The following is a 15,281-nucleotide window of genomic DNA, read 5'->3' on the forward strand; positions in this document are numbered from 1 at the left end:
GTGGAGGTCTTTTACATGCGTATTATGAAATTCTTTAAAGATGTTGGGAAAGAAATGAAAAAGGTAAGCTGGCCTAAAGGAAAAGAGTTAACGCGTTATACCATTACGGTAATTTCAACAGTTATCTTTTTTGTTATCTTTTTTGCCCTCCTTGACACAGGAATTTCTCAATTAATTCGTTTAATAGTTGAATAATGATCAGCAATACGTGCTATAATAGATCATAATATTACTTGCCAAAACCCGTTCAGCGGGTTTTTTATTGTGGCTTAAAATGAAAGTTATCATAGGCTTGCCGCCTATTTTTTGAAGCGTTATGGTAATTCACTAAAACCAAATGCGGGGAGGGAAGGACTGGACAGTCCTGAATAGAATGGAAAAGAATTGGTATGTTGTTCACACGTACTCTGGTTATGAGAATAAAGTAAAAGCCAACTTGGAAAAGCGTGTTGAATCAATGGGGATGCAGGATAAAATTTTCCGTGTAGTCGTACCCGAAGAAGAAGAAACGGATATCAAAAACGGCAAGAAAAAAGTCGTGAAAAAGAAAGTATTCCCTGGTTATGTGCTTGTTGAAATTGTAATGACAGACGACTCTTGGTATGTCGTCCGCAACACGCCGGGCGTTACTGGATTCGTAGGATCTGCCGGGTCAGGTTCAAAACCGACGCCGCTTCTTCCGGGGGAAGCAGAAACCATTCTGAAGAGAATGGGCATGGATGAACGAAAAACTGATATTGACTTTGAACTGAAAGAGACAGTGAAAGTAATAGACGGACCTTTTGCTAACTTTACAGGATCAATTGAAGAGATTGATTATGATAAAAGCAAGGTCAAAGTTTTCGTTAATATGTTTGGCCGTGAAACGCCGGTTGAGCTGGAATTTACCCAAATCGATAAATTGTAATGTGAAAAAACTTGAAATTGCTATATATAAATGATAATATAGCAAAGGTACGTCTTGGACTTATCCAAGGCAACTAGCATGATATTTCGTCATTCATATAAAGAATGAAACCTTGAGTGGGAGGGTTTACCCTATTACCACATCACGGACTTAAGGAGGTGTGTCTCGTGGCTAAAAAAGTAGTTAAAGTTGTAAAATTGCAAATTCCTGCTGGAAAAGCTAACCCAGCACCACCAGTTGGACCTGCACTTGGTCAAGCCGGTGTTAACATCATGGGATTCTGTAAGGAGTTTAACGCTCGTACAGCTGACCAAGCTGGTTTAATCATTCCTGTTGAAATTTCGGTTTACGAAGACCGTTCATTTACATTTATTACAAAAACTCCACCTGCTGCAGTATTGCTTAAAAAAGCAGCTGGAATTGAGTCTGGTTCTGGTGAACCAAACCGTAATAAAGTGGCAACCGTTAAGCGCGATAAAGTACGCGAAATCGCTGAAACGAAAATGCCTGACTTAAACGCAGCAGACGTTGAAGCGGCAATGCGCATGGTTGAAGGTACTGCCCGCAGTATGGGTATTGTAATCGAGGATTAATTTGTTTCTTGTCGGGTTGCGAGTTTTAACAAGTTCGCAACCCTTATTCGTGGGAGGTTATTCCGCTATAACCACATAAGGAGGAAATTTTAAAATGGCTAAAAAAGGTAAAAAGTACGTTGAAGCTGCTAAGCTTGTAGACCGTTCTAAAGCTTACGACGTCTCTGAAGCAGTAGCTCTCGTTAAAAAAACAAACACAGCTAAATTCGACGCTACAGTTGAAGTGGCTTTCCGTTTAGGGGTTGACCCTCGTAAAAACGACCAGCAAATCCGTGGAGCAGTTGTGCTTCCAAACGGAACTGGTAAAACTCAGCGCGTTCTCGTTTTCGCAAAAGGCGAAAAAGCGAAAGAAGCTGAAGCTGCTGGTGCAGATTTCGTAGGCGATACTGACTACATCAACAAAATTCAACAAGGCTGGTTCGATTTCGATGTTATCGTAGCTACACCTGACATGATGGGTGAAGTTGGTAAAATCGGTCGTGTACTTGGACCAAAAGGTTTAATGCCAAACCCTAAAACTGGTACAGTTACTTTCGAAGTTGAAAAAGCTATCGGCGAAATCAAAGCTGGTAAAGTTGAATACCGCGTTGATAAAGCTGGAAACATTCATGTTCCTATCGGTAAAGTTTCTTTCGAGGATGAAAAACTTGTTGAGAACTTCACAACAATGTACGATACAATCCTTAAAGCTAAACCTGCTGCAGCTAAAGGCGTTTACGTGAAAAACGTTGCTGTAACTTCTACTATGGGACCTGGTGTCAAAGTAGACTCTTCAACTTTTAACGTAAAATAATATTGACATGACATCAACATTCTGATATTATTCAAAATGTTGTAAAATAGAATATCATTTATACCGTAGACAGTAGGGGCCTAACCGCTTAATTATCCTACCGAGGTGTATATTATCACAGCTATTACGTTACGTATGCTTGTATATACAGCCTCCATGTCTCATGGAGGCTTTTTATATGGAATCCGTCGTCTCAGTCGTGATCACCTAACGGTATAAGTGTTACACAAGAATCTACAGGAGGTGTAACCATGAGCAGCGCAATTGAAACAAAAAAAGTTGTTGTTGAAGAAATTGCTTCTAAACTGAAAGAAAGTAAATCAACGATCATCGTTGACTATCGCGGACTTAACGTTTCTGAAGTAACTGAACTTCGTAAACAGCTTCGCGAAGCTAACGTTGAGTTCAAAGTTTACAAAAATACGATGACTCGCCGTGCGGTTGAACAAGCTGAGCTTAATGGTTTGAATGATTTCTTAACTGGACCGAACGCGATCGCATTCAGCACTGAAGATGTTGTCGCTCCGGCTAAAGTTCTTAATGACTTCGCTAAAAATCACGAAGCTCTTGAAATCAAAGCTGGCGTTATCGAAGGTAAAGTTTCTACTGTTGAAGAAGTGAAAGCTCTTGCTGAACTTCCATCACGCGAAGGCTTGCTTTCTATGTTGCTTAGCGTACTTCAAGCTCCAGTTCGTAACCTTGCTCTTGCTGCAAAAGCTGTGGCAGAACAAAAGGAAGAACAAGGCGCTTAATCTAATCAGTTTTTCATAAATTAAAACAAAATGGAGGAATTACAAATGGCTTTAAATATCGAAGAAATCATTGCTTCCGTTAAAGAAGCAACTGTACTTGAATTGAACGACCTAGTAAAAGCAATCGAAGAAGAATTTGGCGTAACTGCTGCTGCTCCTGTAGCTGTAGCTGGCGGAGCTGCTGCAGGCGGAGCTGCTGAAGAGCAAAGTGAATTCGATCTTATCCTTGCTGGTGCAGGATCTCAAAAAATCAAAGTTATCAAAGTTGTACGTGAAATCACTGGTCTTGGCTTGAAAGAAGCTAAAGAACTTGTTGACAACACTCCAAAACCACTTAAAGAAGGTATTGCTAAAGAAGAAGCTGAAGAGCTTAAAGCTAAACTTGAAGAAGTTGGCGCTTCTGTAGAAGTTAAGTAATCTTCACTTACCTGTAGGGGAAGCTCGCTTTTATGAGGCGAGCTTTTTCTTTGCCATTCTTTAAGCCATGAAAAAAGGAGGTTCTAATAATGAGTGAGCACTATTATTCAGAAAAACCTTCAGTAAAAAGCAACAAGCAAACCTGGTCTTTTAGGCTTCGGAATAAAGATTTCACGTTTACCAGCGACAGCGGGGTTTTTTCTAAAAAAGAAGTTGATTTCGGCTCCCGCCTGCTGATTGATTCTTTTGAAGAGCCTGAGGTTGAGGGCGGCATTTTGGATGTAGGCTGCGGGTACGGCCCGATTGGTTTATCGCTCGCCAGCGACTTTAAAGACCGGACTATCCACATGATTGACGTTAATGAGAGAGCCGTAGAACTATCAAATGAAAATGCGGAACAGAACGGAATAACAAACGTTAAGATTTATCAAAGCGATTTGTTTTCAAACGTTGATTCTGCTCAAACATTTGCTTCTATTCTTACAAATCCCCCAATCCGAGCCGGAAAAAAAGTTGTCCATGCTATCTTTGAGAAAAGCGCTGAACACTTAAAAGCTTCAGGTGAATTGTGGATCGTCATACAGAAAAAGCAAGGCGCGCCTTCTGCCATTGAAAAGCTTGAGGAACTGTTCGATGAAGTTTCCGTCGTTCAAAAAAAGAAAGGCTATTATATCATAAAAGCAAAAAAAGTTTGACTCGGTATTTTAACTATGTTAATATTGTAAAATGCCAATGTATATATTTTGCTTGATATGATGAATTGTCAATATCTATGTATAAATTATACAAGTATGGAAATGCTAATAAAATCGGTATTTGTTTTTGGATGTGGTTTTCTTAATTAGAAACCCTTTTTTCTTTTGTCTTGTAAAAGTATTTTCTTTCTTTGGAAGAAATGCTTATTACACATATAATACGCATGATTTGAGGGGTGAATCAGTTGACAGGTCAACTAGTTCAGTATGGACGACACCGCCAGCGCAGAAGCTATGCTCGCATTAGCGAAGTGTTAGAATTACCAAATCTCATTGAAATTCAAACCTCTTCTTATCAGTGGTTTCTTGATGAGGGTCTTAGAGAGATGTTTCAAGACATATCACCAATTGAGGATTTCACTGGTAACCTCTCTCTTGAGTTCATTGATTATAGTTTAGGTGAGCCTAAATATCCTGTAGAGGAATCAAAAGAACGTGATGTGACTTACTCAGCTCCGCTAAGAGTGAAGGTTCGTTTAATTAACAAAGAAACTGGAGAGGTAAAAGACCAAGATGTCTTCATGGGTGATTTCCCTATTATGACAGATACAGGTACTTTTATCATTAACGGTGCGGAACGTGTTATCGTTTCCCAGCTTGTTCGGTCTCCAAGTGTATATTTCAGTGGTAAAGTAGACAAAAACGGTAAAAAAGGTTTTACCGCAACTGTCATTCCAAACCGTGGCGCATGGTTAGAATACGAAACTGATGCGAAAGATGTTGTTTATGTCCGCATTGATCGCACACGTAAGTTGCCGGTTACGGTTCTTTTGCGTGCTCTCGGCTTCGGCTCCGATCAAGAGATTCTTGATCTCATAGGAGAAAACGAATACCTGCGAAATACGCTTGATAAAGATAACACAGAAAACAGCGACAAAGCGTTGCTGGAAATTTACGAGCGTCTCCGTCCTGGAGAGCCGCCTACAGTAGAAAATGCGAAAAGCTTGCTTGATTCTCGTTTCTTTGATCCGAAACGATACGATCTTGCCAATGTAGGACGCTATAAAATTAATAAAAAACTTCATATTAAGAATCGCCTCTTCAATCAGAGACTTGCTGAAACGCTTGTTGATCCTGAAACAGGAGAAATCCTTGCTGAAAAAGGTCAGATTCTTGATAGAAGAACACTTGATAAAGTACTGCCATACTTAGAAAACGGAATCGGTTTCAGAAAGCTGTATCCGAATGGCGGCGTTGTTGAAGATGAAGTGACTCTTCAATCAATTAAAATCTTTGCTCCGACTGATCAAGAAGGAGAACAGGTTATTAATGTAATCGGCAATGCTTACATCGAAGAAGAGATTAAAAACATCACGCCTGCTGATATTATTTCTTCAATCAGCTACTTCTTCAACCTGCTGCACGGAGTAGGCGACACAGATGATATCGATCATCTTGGAAACCGCCGTTTACGTTCTGTAGGCGAGCTTCTCCAGAATCAATTCCGTATCGGTTTAAGCCGTATGGAGCGTGTGGTTCGTGAGAGAATGTCAATTCAAGATACGAATACAATTACGCCTCAGCAGCTGATCAATATTCGTCCTGTTATTGCGTCCATTAAAGAGTTCTTTGGAAGCTCACAGCTTTCTCAATTCATGGATCAGACGAACCCGCTTGCTGAATTAACGCACAAGCGTCGTCTGTCAGCATTAGGACCGGGCGGATTGACACGTGAGCGTGCCGGAATGGAAGTGCGTGACGTTCACTACTCCCACTATGGCCGTATGTGTCCGATTGAAACGCCTGAGGGCCCGAACATCGGTTTGATCAACTCACTATCATCTTATGCAAAAGTAAACCGTTTTGGCTTTATTGAAACGCCATATCGCCGCGTTGACCCTGAAACAGGGAAGGTAACGGGCAGAATCGATTACTTAACTGCTGATGAAGAGGATAACTATGTTGTCGCTCAAGCGAATGCTCGTCTTGATGACGAAGGCGCCTTTATTGATGACAGCATCGTAGCTCGTTTCCGCGGGGAGAACACCGTTGTTTCCAGAAATCGTGTAGACTACATGGATGTATCGCCTAAGCAGGTTGTATCTGCTGCGACAGCATGTATCCCGTTCTTAGAAAACGATGACTCCAACCGTGCCCTCATGGGAGCGAACATGCAGCGTCAGGCTGTGCCTTTGATGCAGCCGGAAGCGCCATTTGTTGGAACTGGTATGGAATACGTATCAGGAAAAGACTCTGGTGCCGCTGTTATTTGTAAACACCCTGGTATCGTTGAACGCGTAGAAGCGAAAAACGTTTGGGTTCGCCGTTATGAAGAAGTAGACGGTCAAAAAGTAAAAGGAAACCTGGATAAATACAGCCTGCTGAAATTTGTCCGCTCTAACCAAGGTACGTGCTACAACCAGCGTCCGATCGTAAGTGTCGGCGATGAAGTGGTAAAAGGAGAAATCCTTGCTGACGGTCCTTCTATGGAGCTTGGTGAACTTGCACTTGGCCGTAACGTAATGGTCGGCTTCATGACATGGGATGGCTACAACTATGAGGATGCCATCATCATGAGTGAACGCCTAGTGAAGGATGATGTTTATACATCTATCCACATTGAAGAATACGAATCAGAAGCACGTGATACGAAACTTGGACCTGAAGAAATCACTCGCGATATTCCAAACGTCGGTGAAGACGCGCTTCGCAATCTTGATGACCGCGGAATCATCCGTATTGGGGCAGAAGTAAAAGACGGAGATCTTCTTGTTGGTAAAGTAACGCCTAAAGGCGTAACTGAACTGACTGCAGAAGAACGCCTTCTTCACGCCATCTTTGGCGAGAAAGCCCGCGAGGTTCGTGATACTTCTCTTCGTGTGCCTCACGGCGGCGGCGGAATTATCCATGACGTTAAAGTCTTCAACCGTGAAGACGGAGACGAACTTCCTCCAGGTGTTAACCAGTTAGTACGCGTATATATCGTTCAGAAACGTAAGATTTCTGAAGGGGATAAAATGGCCGGTCGTCACGGTAACAAAGGTGTTATCTCTAAGATTCTTCCTGAAGAGGATATGCCTTACCTTCCTGACGGCACACCAATTGATATCATGCTTAACCCGCTGGGCGTACCATCACGTATGAACATCGGGCAGGTATTGGAACTTCACATGGGTATGGCCGCTCGTTACCTTGGCATTCACATTGCATCTCCTGTATTTGACGGAGCGCGAGAAGAGGATGTCTGGGAAACACTTGAAGAAGCCGGCATGTCTCGTGACGCCAAAACAGTGCTTTACGACGGACGTACTGGAGAGCCGTTTGATAACCGTGTATCTGTCGGTATCATGTACATGATCAAACTAGCTCACATGGTTGACGATAAACTTCATGCACGCTCTACAGGCCCTTACTCACTTGTTACGCAGCAGCCTCTTGGCGGTAAAGCGCAATTTGGCGGACAGCGTTTTGGTGAGATGGAGGTTTGGGCACTTGAAGCTTACGGTGCGGCTTACACTCTTCAAGAAATTCTGACTGTTAAGTCTGATGACGTGGTTGGACGTGTGAAAACATACGAAGCCATCGTTAAAGGCGACAATGTTCCTGAACCAGGTGTTCCGGAATCATTCAAAGTATTAATCAAAGAACTTCAAAGCTTAGGTATGGATGTCAAAATCCTTTCTGGTGATGAAGAAGAAATAGAAATGAGAGATTTAGAAGACGAAGAAGATGCGAAACAAGCTGACGGCCTGGCATTATCAGGTGATGAAGAGCCGGAAGAAACAGCATCTGCAGACGTTGAACGCGATGTAGTAACAAAAGAATAATCTCTAGTTATAAAGGCAAGTGACATCGGTTAATCCGAAGATAAAAAGGGAGGTAGGCCCCTTGCTAGATGTGAACAATTTTGAGTATATGAACATCGGTCTTGCTTCACCAGATAAAATCCGTTCATGGTCTTTTGGTGAAGTGAAAAAGCCTGAAACGATAAACTATCGTACGTTAAAACCTGAAAAGGACGGTCTATTCTGCGAACGCATTTTCGGACCGACTAAGGACTGGGAATGTCATTGCGGGAAGTACAAGCGAGTTCGTTATAAAGGCGTAGTTTGTGACCGCTGCGGAGTCGAAGTAACACGGGCTAAAGTCCGTCGTGAGAGAATGGGGCACATTGAACTGGCTGCCCCAGTTTCCCACATTTGGTATTTCAAAGGTATTCCAAGCCGTATGGGTCTTGTGCTGGATATGTCACCTCGTGCTTTAGAAGAAGTCATTTACTTTGCTTCTTACGTTGTAACTGATCCGGCGAATACACCGCTTGAAAAGAAACAGCTTCTGTCTGAGAAAGAATACCGTGCTTATCTTGATAAATACGGTAATAAATTCCAAGCATCTATGGGTGCTGAAGCAATTCATAAACTTCTTCAAGATATCGATCTTGTAAAAGAAGTTGATATGTTAAAAGAAGAGCTGAAAACTTCACAAGGACAACGCCGTACTCGTGCGATCAAACGTCTTGAAGTTTTAGAAGCCTTCCGTAACTCAGGAAACAAGCCTTCTTGGATGATCCTTGATGTGCTTCCTGTTATTCCTCCGGAGCTTAGACCGATGGTTCAGCTAGATGGCGGACGTTTTGCGACTTCTGATTTGAATGACCTTTATCGTCGTGTCATCAACCGTAACAATCGTTTGAAACGCCTTTTGGACCTTGGTGCGCCTAGCATCATCGTTCAAAACGAAAAGCGTATGCTTCAAGAGGCTGTCGATGCCCTAATTGACAACGGCCGCCGCGGACGCCCTGTAACAGGTCCTGGAAACAGACCGTTAAAATCTCTTTCTCACATGCTGAAAGGGAAGCAAGGCCGTTTCCGTCAAAACCTTCTTGGTAAACGTGTCGATTACTCCGGACGTTCTGTAATCGTTGTTGGTCCTCATTTGAAAATGTACCAATGCGGATTACCGAAGGAAATGGCACTTGAACTTTTCAAACCTTTCGTTATGAAAGAACTTGTTGAAAAAGGTCTTGCTCACAACATTAAGAGTGCGAAACGCAAAATTGAGCGCGTACAGCCTGAAGTTTGGGATGTACTAGAATCAGTTATTAAGGAGCACCCGGTACTGCTGAACCGTGCCCCTACTCTTCACAGATTAGGTATCCAGGCGTTTGAACCAACGCTTGTTGAAGGACGCGCAATCCGTCTTCACCCGCTCGTATGTACAGCTTACAACGCTGACTTTGACGGTGACCAAATGGCGGTTCACGTACCATTATCTGCTGAAGCACAAGCTGAAGCACGCATCTTGATGCTTGCTGCTCAAAACATCTTGAACCCTAAAGATGGTAAACCGGTTGTAACACCGTCTCAGGATATGGTACTGGGTAACTATTACCTGACACTTGAGCGTGCCGGTGCTGTCGGTGAAGGTATGGTCTTCAAGAATACAGACGAAGCGCTTCTTGCTTATCAAAACGGATATGTTCACCTTCATACGAGAGTAGCTGTTGCAGCTAACTCACTTAAGAATGTGACATTTACCGAAGAACAGCGCTCAAAATTGTTAATTACAACTGTCGGTAAGCTTGTCTTCAATGAAATTCTTCCGGAATCATTCCCTTACATGAATGAACCAACGAAGAGCAACATTGAAGAAAAAACACCTGACCGTTTCTTCTTAGAAAAAGGTGCTGACGTTAAAGCTGTTATCGCACAGCAGCCAATCAATGCGCCGTTTAAAAAAGGCATTCTGGGTAAAATCATCGCGGAAATCTTTAAACGATTCCATATTACGGAAACGTCTAAAATGCTTGACCGCATGAAAAACCTAGGTTTCAAATATTCAACTAAAGCTGGTATTACAGTTGGGGTTTCTGACATCGTCGTACTCGATGATAAACAAGAAATTCTTGAGGAAGCGCAAAGCAAAGTTGACAACGTTATGAAGCAATTCCGCCGCGGTCTTATCACTGAAGAAGAACGCTATGAGAGAGTCATCTCTATCTGGAGTGCTGCAAAAGACGTTATCCAAGGCAAACTGATGAAATCACTTGATGAACTCAACCCGATCTACATGATGAGTGACTCTGGTGCCCGTGGTAACGCATCTAACTTTACGCAGCTTGCCGGAATGCGCGGTCTGATGGCCAACCCGGCTGGACGTATCATTGAGTTGCCGATCAAATCAAGTTTCCGTGAAGGTCTGACAGTATTGGAGTACTTTATCTCCACACACGGTGCGCGTAAAGGTCTTGCCGATACCGCTCTTAAAACTGCTGACTCAGGTTACCTTACACGCCGTCTCGTTGACGTTGCTCAGGATGTTATCATCCGTGAAACTGATTGCGGAACTGACCGAGGCATTCTTGCTAAGCCTCTTAAAGAAGGAACTGAAACAATTGAGCGCTTAGAAGAACGCTTAATCGGACGTTTTGCAAGAAAACAAGTGAAGCACCCTGAAACAGGTGAAGTGCTTGTGAATGAAAACGAACTGATCGATGAAGATAAAGCACTGGAGATTGTCGAAGCCGGCATTGAAGAAGTGTGGATCCGTTCTGCCTTCACATGTAATACGCCTCATGGTGTATGTAAACGATGCTATGGCCGAAATCTTGCAACTGGCTCCGATGTTGAAGTCGGTGAAGCTGTCGGAATCATTGCTGCCCAATCAATCGGTGAGCCTGGTACACAGTTAACAATGCGTACATTCCATACAGGCGGGGTTGCCGGAGACGATATCACACAGGGTCTTCCGCGTATCCAAGAGCTTTTCGAAGCGCGTAATCCGAAAGGTCAGGCAACAATTACAGAAATCGATGGTACAGTCGTTGAGATCAATGAAGTTCGTGATAAGCAACAGGAAATTGTGGTTCAAGGCGCAGTGGAAACACGCTCTTATACGGCACCTTACAACTCCCGCCTGAAAGTAGCGGAAGGAGATAAAATTACTCGAGGCCAAGTACTGACAGAAGGTTCAATCGATCCGAAAGAACTTCTTAAAGTGACTGACCTGACGACTGTTCAAGAGTATCTTCTCCATGAGGTTCAAAAGGTTTACCGTATGCAGGGTGTTGAAATCGGAGATAAACACGTAGAAGTAATGGTTCGCCAGATGCTTCGCAAAGTACGCGTAATTGATGCCGGTGACACTGATGTGCTTCCAGGTACATTGCTTGATATTCACCAATTTACTGAAGCGAACAAAAAGGTATTACTTGAAGGCAATCGACCTGCTACAGGCCGTCCTGTCTTACTCGGTATTACAAAAGCATCTCTTGAAACTGATTCATTCTTATCTGCTGCTTCCTTCCAGGAAACAACACGTGTCCTTACAGATGCAGCGATCAAAGGTAAGCGTGACGAGCTTCTCGGCTTGAAAGAGAATGTTATCATCGGTAAGCTTGTTCCAGCTGGTACAGGAATGATGAAATACCGTAAAGTAAAACCAGTATCAAATGTTCAGCCGACTGACGATATGGTCCCGGTTGAATAACTGATTTAATTCTGCTGAAAGACTGCAAAAACAGTCTTTCAGCAGATATATTTATGAAAAAGTCACTCTATGAGAAGAACGAATCTAAAAAATGTCATACCTTGTTGACATTCGTCTCCTAGAATGATAATATAACCAAGGTGCTCGAAATAAACCTGTTACTTTGGAGGATATGTTTATGTCTTATGATAAAGTATCACAGGCCAAATCAATTATTATTGGTACGAAGCAAACAGTGAAAGCTCTAAAGCGAGGTTCAGTAAAGGAAGTAGTCGTTGCAAAAGACGCAGATCCGATACTCACGTCAAGTGTTGTTTCACTTGCTGAAGATCAAGGTATCTCTGTCTCAATGGTTGAATCCATGAAAAAGCTCGGCAAAGCCTGCGGAATTGAGGTAGGAGCAGCCGCTGTTGCCATTATTTTATAACGTACTTTTGTTTTTGCGTAAGATTCCATCTTGTGTAAAGACATTGTTTTTTGCCTTTTGATGAACCACCTGGGTATGTGGGTTATAAAACGTAATGAAGGGAGGAAAAATTCATGCCTACAATTAATCAGCTAATTCGCAAAGGACGCGTGAGTAAAGTAGAAAACTCAAAGTCTCCTGCACTTAACAAAGGATACAACAGCTTTAAAAAAGAGCACACTAACGTATCTTCTCCACAAAAACGCGGGGTATGTACTCGTGTTGGTACAATGACACCGAAAAAACCGAACTCAGCACTTCGTAAATATGCTCGTGTTCGTTTGACTAACGGAATCGAGGTTACTGCTTACATTCCTGGTATCGGTCACAACCTGCAAGAGCACAGTGTTGTACTTATCCGCGGCGGACGTGTAAAAGACTTACCAGGGGTACGTTACCACATCGTTCGTGGTGCGCTTGATACTGCTGGAGTTGAAAACCGTGCACAAGGCCGTTCTAAATACGGTACGAAAAAACCTAAAGCAAAATAATATACGAAAATACGCATAATTGATGAAGGGAGGATATTCAGATGCCACGTAAAGGTCCTGTAGCAAAAAGAGATGTTTTACCTGATCCGATTTACAACTCTAAGCTTGTATCTCGTCTAATCAACAAAATGATGATCGATGGTAAAAAAGGTAAGTCTCAAACAATCCTATACAAGTCATTCGATATCATTAAAGAACGTACTGGCAATGATGCAATGGAGGTTTTCGAACAAGCATTGAAAAACATCATGCCTGTACTTGAAGTAAAAGCACGCCGTGTAGGTGGTGCGAACTACCAAGTTCCTGTAGAAGTTCGTCCTGAACGTCGTACGACTCTTGGACTTCGCTGGTTAGTTAACTACGCTCGTCTTCGCGGAGAAAAAACGATGGAAGAGCGTTTAGCTAACGAAATCCTTGACGCAGCTAACAACACTGGTGCTGCTGTTAAGAAACGTGAAGACACTCATAAGATGGCTGAAGCAAACAAAGCATTTGCTCACTATCGCTGGTAGGATTTATAGATTAACAAAACACAATTTCCTAATAAGGAAGGAGAAATTACCCAATGGCAAGAGAGTTCTCCTTAGAAAAAACTCGTAATATCGGTATCATGGCTCACATCGATGCCGGTAAAACGACAACTACAGAACGTATCTTGTTCTATACTGGTCGTATCCACAAAATTGGTGAAACTCATGAAGGAGCTTCACAAATGGACTGGATGGAGCAGGAACAAGAACGTGGTATCACAATCACTTCCGCTGCGACAACTGCACAGTGGAAAGGATACCGCGTAAACATCATCGATACTCCAGGACACGTAGACTTCACAGTTGAAGTTGAACGTTCTCTTCGTGTACTTGATGGTGCTGTTGCTGTACTTGACGCGCAATCAGGCGTTGAGCCTCAAACAGAAACTGTTTGGCGTCAGGCAACAACTTATGGAGTACCGCGTATCGTTTTTGTTAACAAAATGGACAAAATCGGTGCAGACTTCCTTTACTCTGTAGGAACTTTAAGAGACCGTCTTCAAGCAAACGCTCATGCAATTCAATTGCCGATCGGTGCTGAAGATAACTTCGAAGGTATCATTGACCTTGTAGAAAACGTTGCGTATTTCTACGAAGATGACCTCGGAACTCGTTCTGATGCAAAAGAAATCCCTGAAGAGTACAAAGAGCAAGCTGAAGAGCTTCGCAACAGCCTTATTGAAGCTGTATGTGAGCTTGATGAAGAGCTTATGGATAAGTACCTTGAGGGTGAAGAAATCACAATTGACGAGTTAAAAGCAGGAATTCGTAAAGGTACATTAAATGTTGAATTCTACCCTGTTCTTGTTGGTTCTGCTTTCAAAAACAAAGGTGTTCAACTAGTACTTGATGCTGTTCTTGACTACCTTCCTGCACCAACTGACGTTGCTGCAATCAAAGGTACACGTCCTGATACAAATGAAGAGATTGAGCGTCATTCTTCTGACGAAGAGCCATTCTCTGCATTAGCATTTAAAGTTATGACTGACCCTTACGTTGGTAAGTTGACGTTCTTCCGTGTGTACTCTGGAACACTTGATTCTGGTTCATACGTGAAAAACTCTACTAAAGGCAAACGTGAGCGTGTTGGACGTATTCTTCAAATGCACGCTAACAGCCGTGAAGAAATCTCTACTGTATACGCAGGGGATATCGCAGCTGCTGTAGGTCTAAAAGATACAACTACTGGAGATACTCTATGTGATGAGAAGGATCTTGTTATCCTTGAGTCAATGGAATTCCCAGAACCAGTTATCGACGTTGCTATTGAGCCTAAATCAAAAGCTGACCAAGATAAAATGGGTATCGCTTTAGCGAAACTTGCTGAAGAAGATCCTACATTCCGTACTCAAACAAACCCAGAAACTGGCCAAACGATCATCTCTGGTATGGGTGAACTTCACCTTGATATCATTGTTGACCGTATGAAACGCGAATTTAAAGTAGAAGCCAACGTTGGTGCTCCTCAAGTTGCGTACCGTGAAACATTCCGTACCGGTGCAAAAGTTGAAGGTAAATTCGTACGTCAGTCTGGTGGACGCGGTCAGTTCGGACACGTTTGGATCGAATTCGAACCAAACGAAGAAGGCGCTGGCTTTGAATTTGAAAATGCGATTGTCGGTGGGGTCGTTCCTCGTGAATACATCCCAGCTGTTCAAGCAGGTCTGGAAGATGCACTTGAAAATGGTGTACTAGCAGGCTTCCCGCTTATCGACATTAAAGCTAAACTTTTCGACGGTTCTTACCATGATGTTGACTCAAACGAAATGGCATTTAAAGTCGCTGCTTCTATGGCATTGAAAAATGCAGTCAGCAAATGTAACCCAGTTCTTCTTGAACCAATCATGAAAGTGGAAGTGGTTATTCCAGAAGAATATATGGGAGATATCATGGGTGATATCACTTCACGTCGCGGACGCGTAGAAGGTATGGAAGCACGCGGTAACGCTCAAGTTGTTCGCGCTATGGTTCCTCTTGCTGAAATGTTCGGTTACGCTACTGCACTTCGTTCTAATACGCAAGGTCGCGGTACGTTCACTATGCACATGGATCACTACGAAGAAGTGCCGAAGAGCGTCGCAGAAGAAATTATCAAAAAAAATAAAGGCGAATAATTGATTTTGCCGCTTAACTCAAGTATAACTACTAT

Annotated in this window: 13 protein-coding genes and 1 other annotated feature; all 13 genes read left to right on the forward strand. The window is 42.8% G+C overall.

What is annotated here, in order from left to right; translation table 11 throughout:
• The first annotated feature begins 15 nt into the window (after positions 1 to 15).
• Positions 16 to 195: a preprotein translocase subunit SecE gene (gene secE, locus MKX71_RS00645; RefSeq protein ID WP_004399676.1), complete on the forward strand. Its 180-nt coding sequence runs from the start codon at positions 16 to 18 to the stop codon at positions 193 to 195.
• A gap of 178 nt (positions 196 to 373) precedes the next feature.
• Positions 374 to 907: a transcription termination/antitermination protein NusG gene (gene nusG, locus MKX71_RS00650; protein ID WP_003225764.1), complete on the forward strand. Its 534-nt coding sequence runs from the start codon at positions 374 to 376 to the stop codon at positions 905 to 907.
• A gap of 167 nt (positions 908 to 1,074) precedes the next feature.
• Positions 1,075 to 1,500: a 50S ribosomal protein L11 gene (gene rplK, locus MKX71_RS00655; RefSeq protein ID WP_003156430.1), complete on the forward strand. Its 426-nt coding sequence runs from the start codon at positions 1,075 to 1,077 to the stop codon at positions 1,498 to 1,500.
• Between the two features lie 94 nt (positions 1,501 to 1,594).
• Complete coding sequence (gene rplA, locus MKX71_RS00660; protein ID WP_003235040.1) at positions 1,595 to 2,293, forward strand: 50S ribosomal protein L1; 699 nt, start codon at positions 1,595 to 1,597, stop codon at positions 2,291 to 2,293.
• A gap of 45 nt (positions 2,294 to 2,338) precedes the next feature.
• Positions 2,339 to 2,479 (forward strand) — a sequence feature (ribosomal protein L10 leader region).
• Between the two features lie 65 nt (positions 2,480 to 2,544).
• Complete coding sequence (rplJ, locus tag MKX71_RS00665) at positions 2,545 to 3,045, forward strand: 50S ribosomal protein L10 (protein WP_003235042.1); 501 nt, start codon at positions 2,545 to 2,547, stop codon at positions 3,043 to 3,045.
• Positions 3,046 to 3,090: 45 nt separating this feature from the next.
• Positions 3,091 to 3,462 (forward strand): 50S ribosomal protein L7/L12, encoded by a 372-nt coding sequence (rplL, locus tag MKX71_RS00670; protein WP_003156436.1) that lies wholly within the window; start codon positions 3,091 to 3,093, stop codon positions 3,460 to 3,462.
• Positions 3,463 to 3,551: 89 nt separating this feature from the next.
• Positions 3,552 to 4,157: a class I SAM-dependent methyltransferase gene (locus MKX71_RS00675; protein WP_003235045.1), complete on the forward strand. Its 606-nt coding sequence runs from the start codon at positions 3,552 to 3,554 to the stop codon at positions 4,155 to 4,157.
• Positions 4,158 to 4,402: 245 nt separating this feature from the next.
• Positions 4,403 to 7,984 (forward strand): DNA-directed RNA polymerase subunit beta, encoded by a 3,582-nt coding sequence (gene rpoB / locus MKX71_RS00680; protein ID WP_009966326.1) that lies wholly within the window; start codon positions 4,403 to 4,405, stop codon positions 7,982 to 7,984.
• A gap of 61 nt (positions 7,985 to 8,045) precedes the next feature.
• The gene (gene rpoC / locus MKX71_RS00685) at positions 8,046 to 11,645 is read left to right on the forward strand and encodes a DNA-directed RNA polymerase subunit beta' (protein ID WP_004399688.1); all 3,600 of its coding nucleotides are present in this window, start codon (positions 8,046 to 8,048) and stop codon (positions 11,643 to 11,645) included.
• Between the two features lie 178 nt (positions 11,646 to 11,823).
• Positions 11,824 to 12,072, forward strand: a complete 249-nt coding sequence (locus MKX71_RS00690) for a 50S ribosomal protein L7ae-like protein (protein WP_003225778.1) — start codon at positions 11,824 to 11,826, stop codon at positions 12,070 to 12,072.
• A gap of 113 nt (positions 12,073 to 12,185) precedes the next feature.
• Entirely contained in the window at positions 12,186 to 12,602 is a 417-nt protein-coding gene (gene rpsL, locus MKX71_RS00695) for a 30S ribosomal protein S12 (RefSeq protein WP_003225781.1), read from the forward strand.
• A gap of 41 nt (positions 12,603 to 12,643) precedes the next feature.
• Complete coding sequence (gene rpsG / locus MKX71_RS00700) at positions 12,644 to 13,114, forward strand: 30S ribosomal protein S7 (RefSeq protein WP_003225784.1); 471 nt, start codon at positions 12,644 to 12,646, stop codon at positions 13,112 to 13,114.
• 53 nt (positions 13,115 to 13,167) lie between these two features.
• Positions 13,168 to 15,246 carry an elongation factor G gene (gene fusA / locus MKX71_RS00705; protein ID WP_003235056.1) on the forward strand — a complete coding sequence of 693 codons (2,079 nt, stop codon included), beginning with the start codon at positions 13,168 to 13,170 and terminating at the stop codon, positions 15,244 to 15,246.
• The last annotated feature ends 35 nt before the right edge of the window (positions 15,247 to 15,281 follow it).

The organism is Bacillus sp. FSL M8-0071, assembly GCF_037975455.1.
In the GTDB taxonomy this organism is placed as follows: domain Bacteria; phylum Bacillota; class Bacilli; order Bacillales; family Bacillaceae; genus Bacillus; species Bacillus subtilis.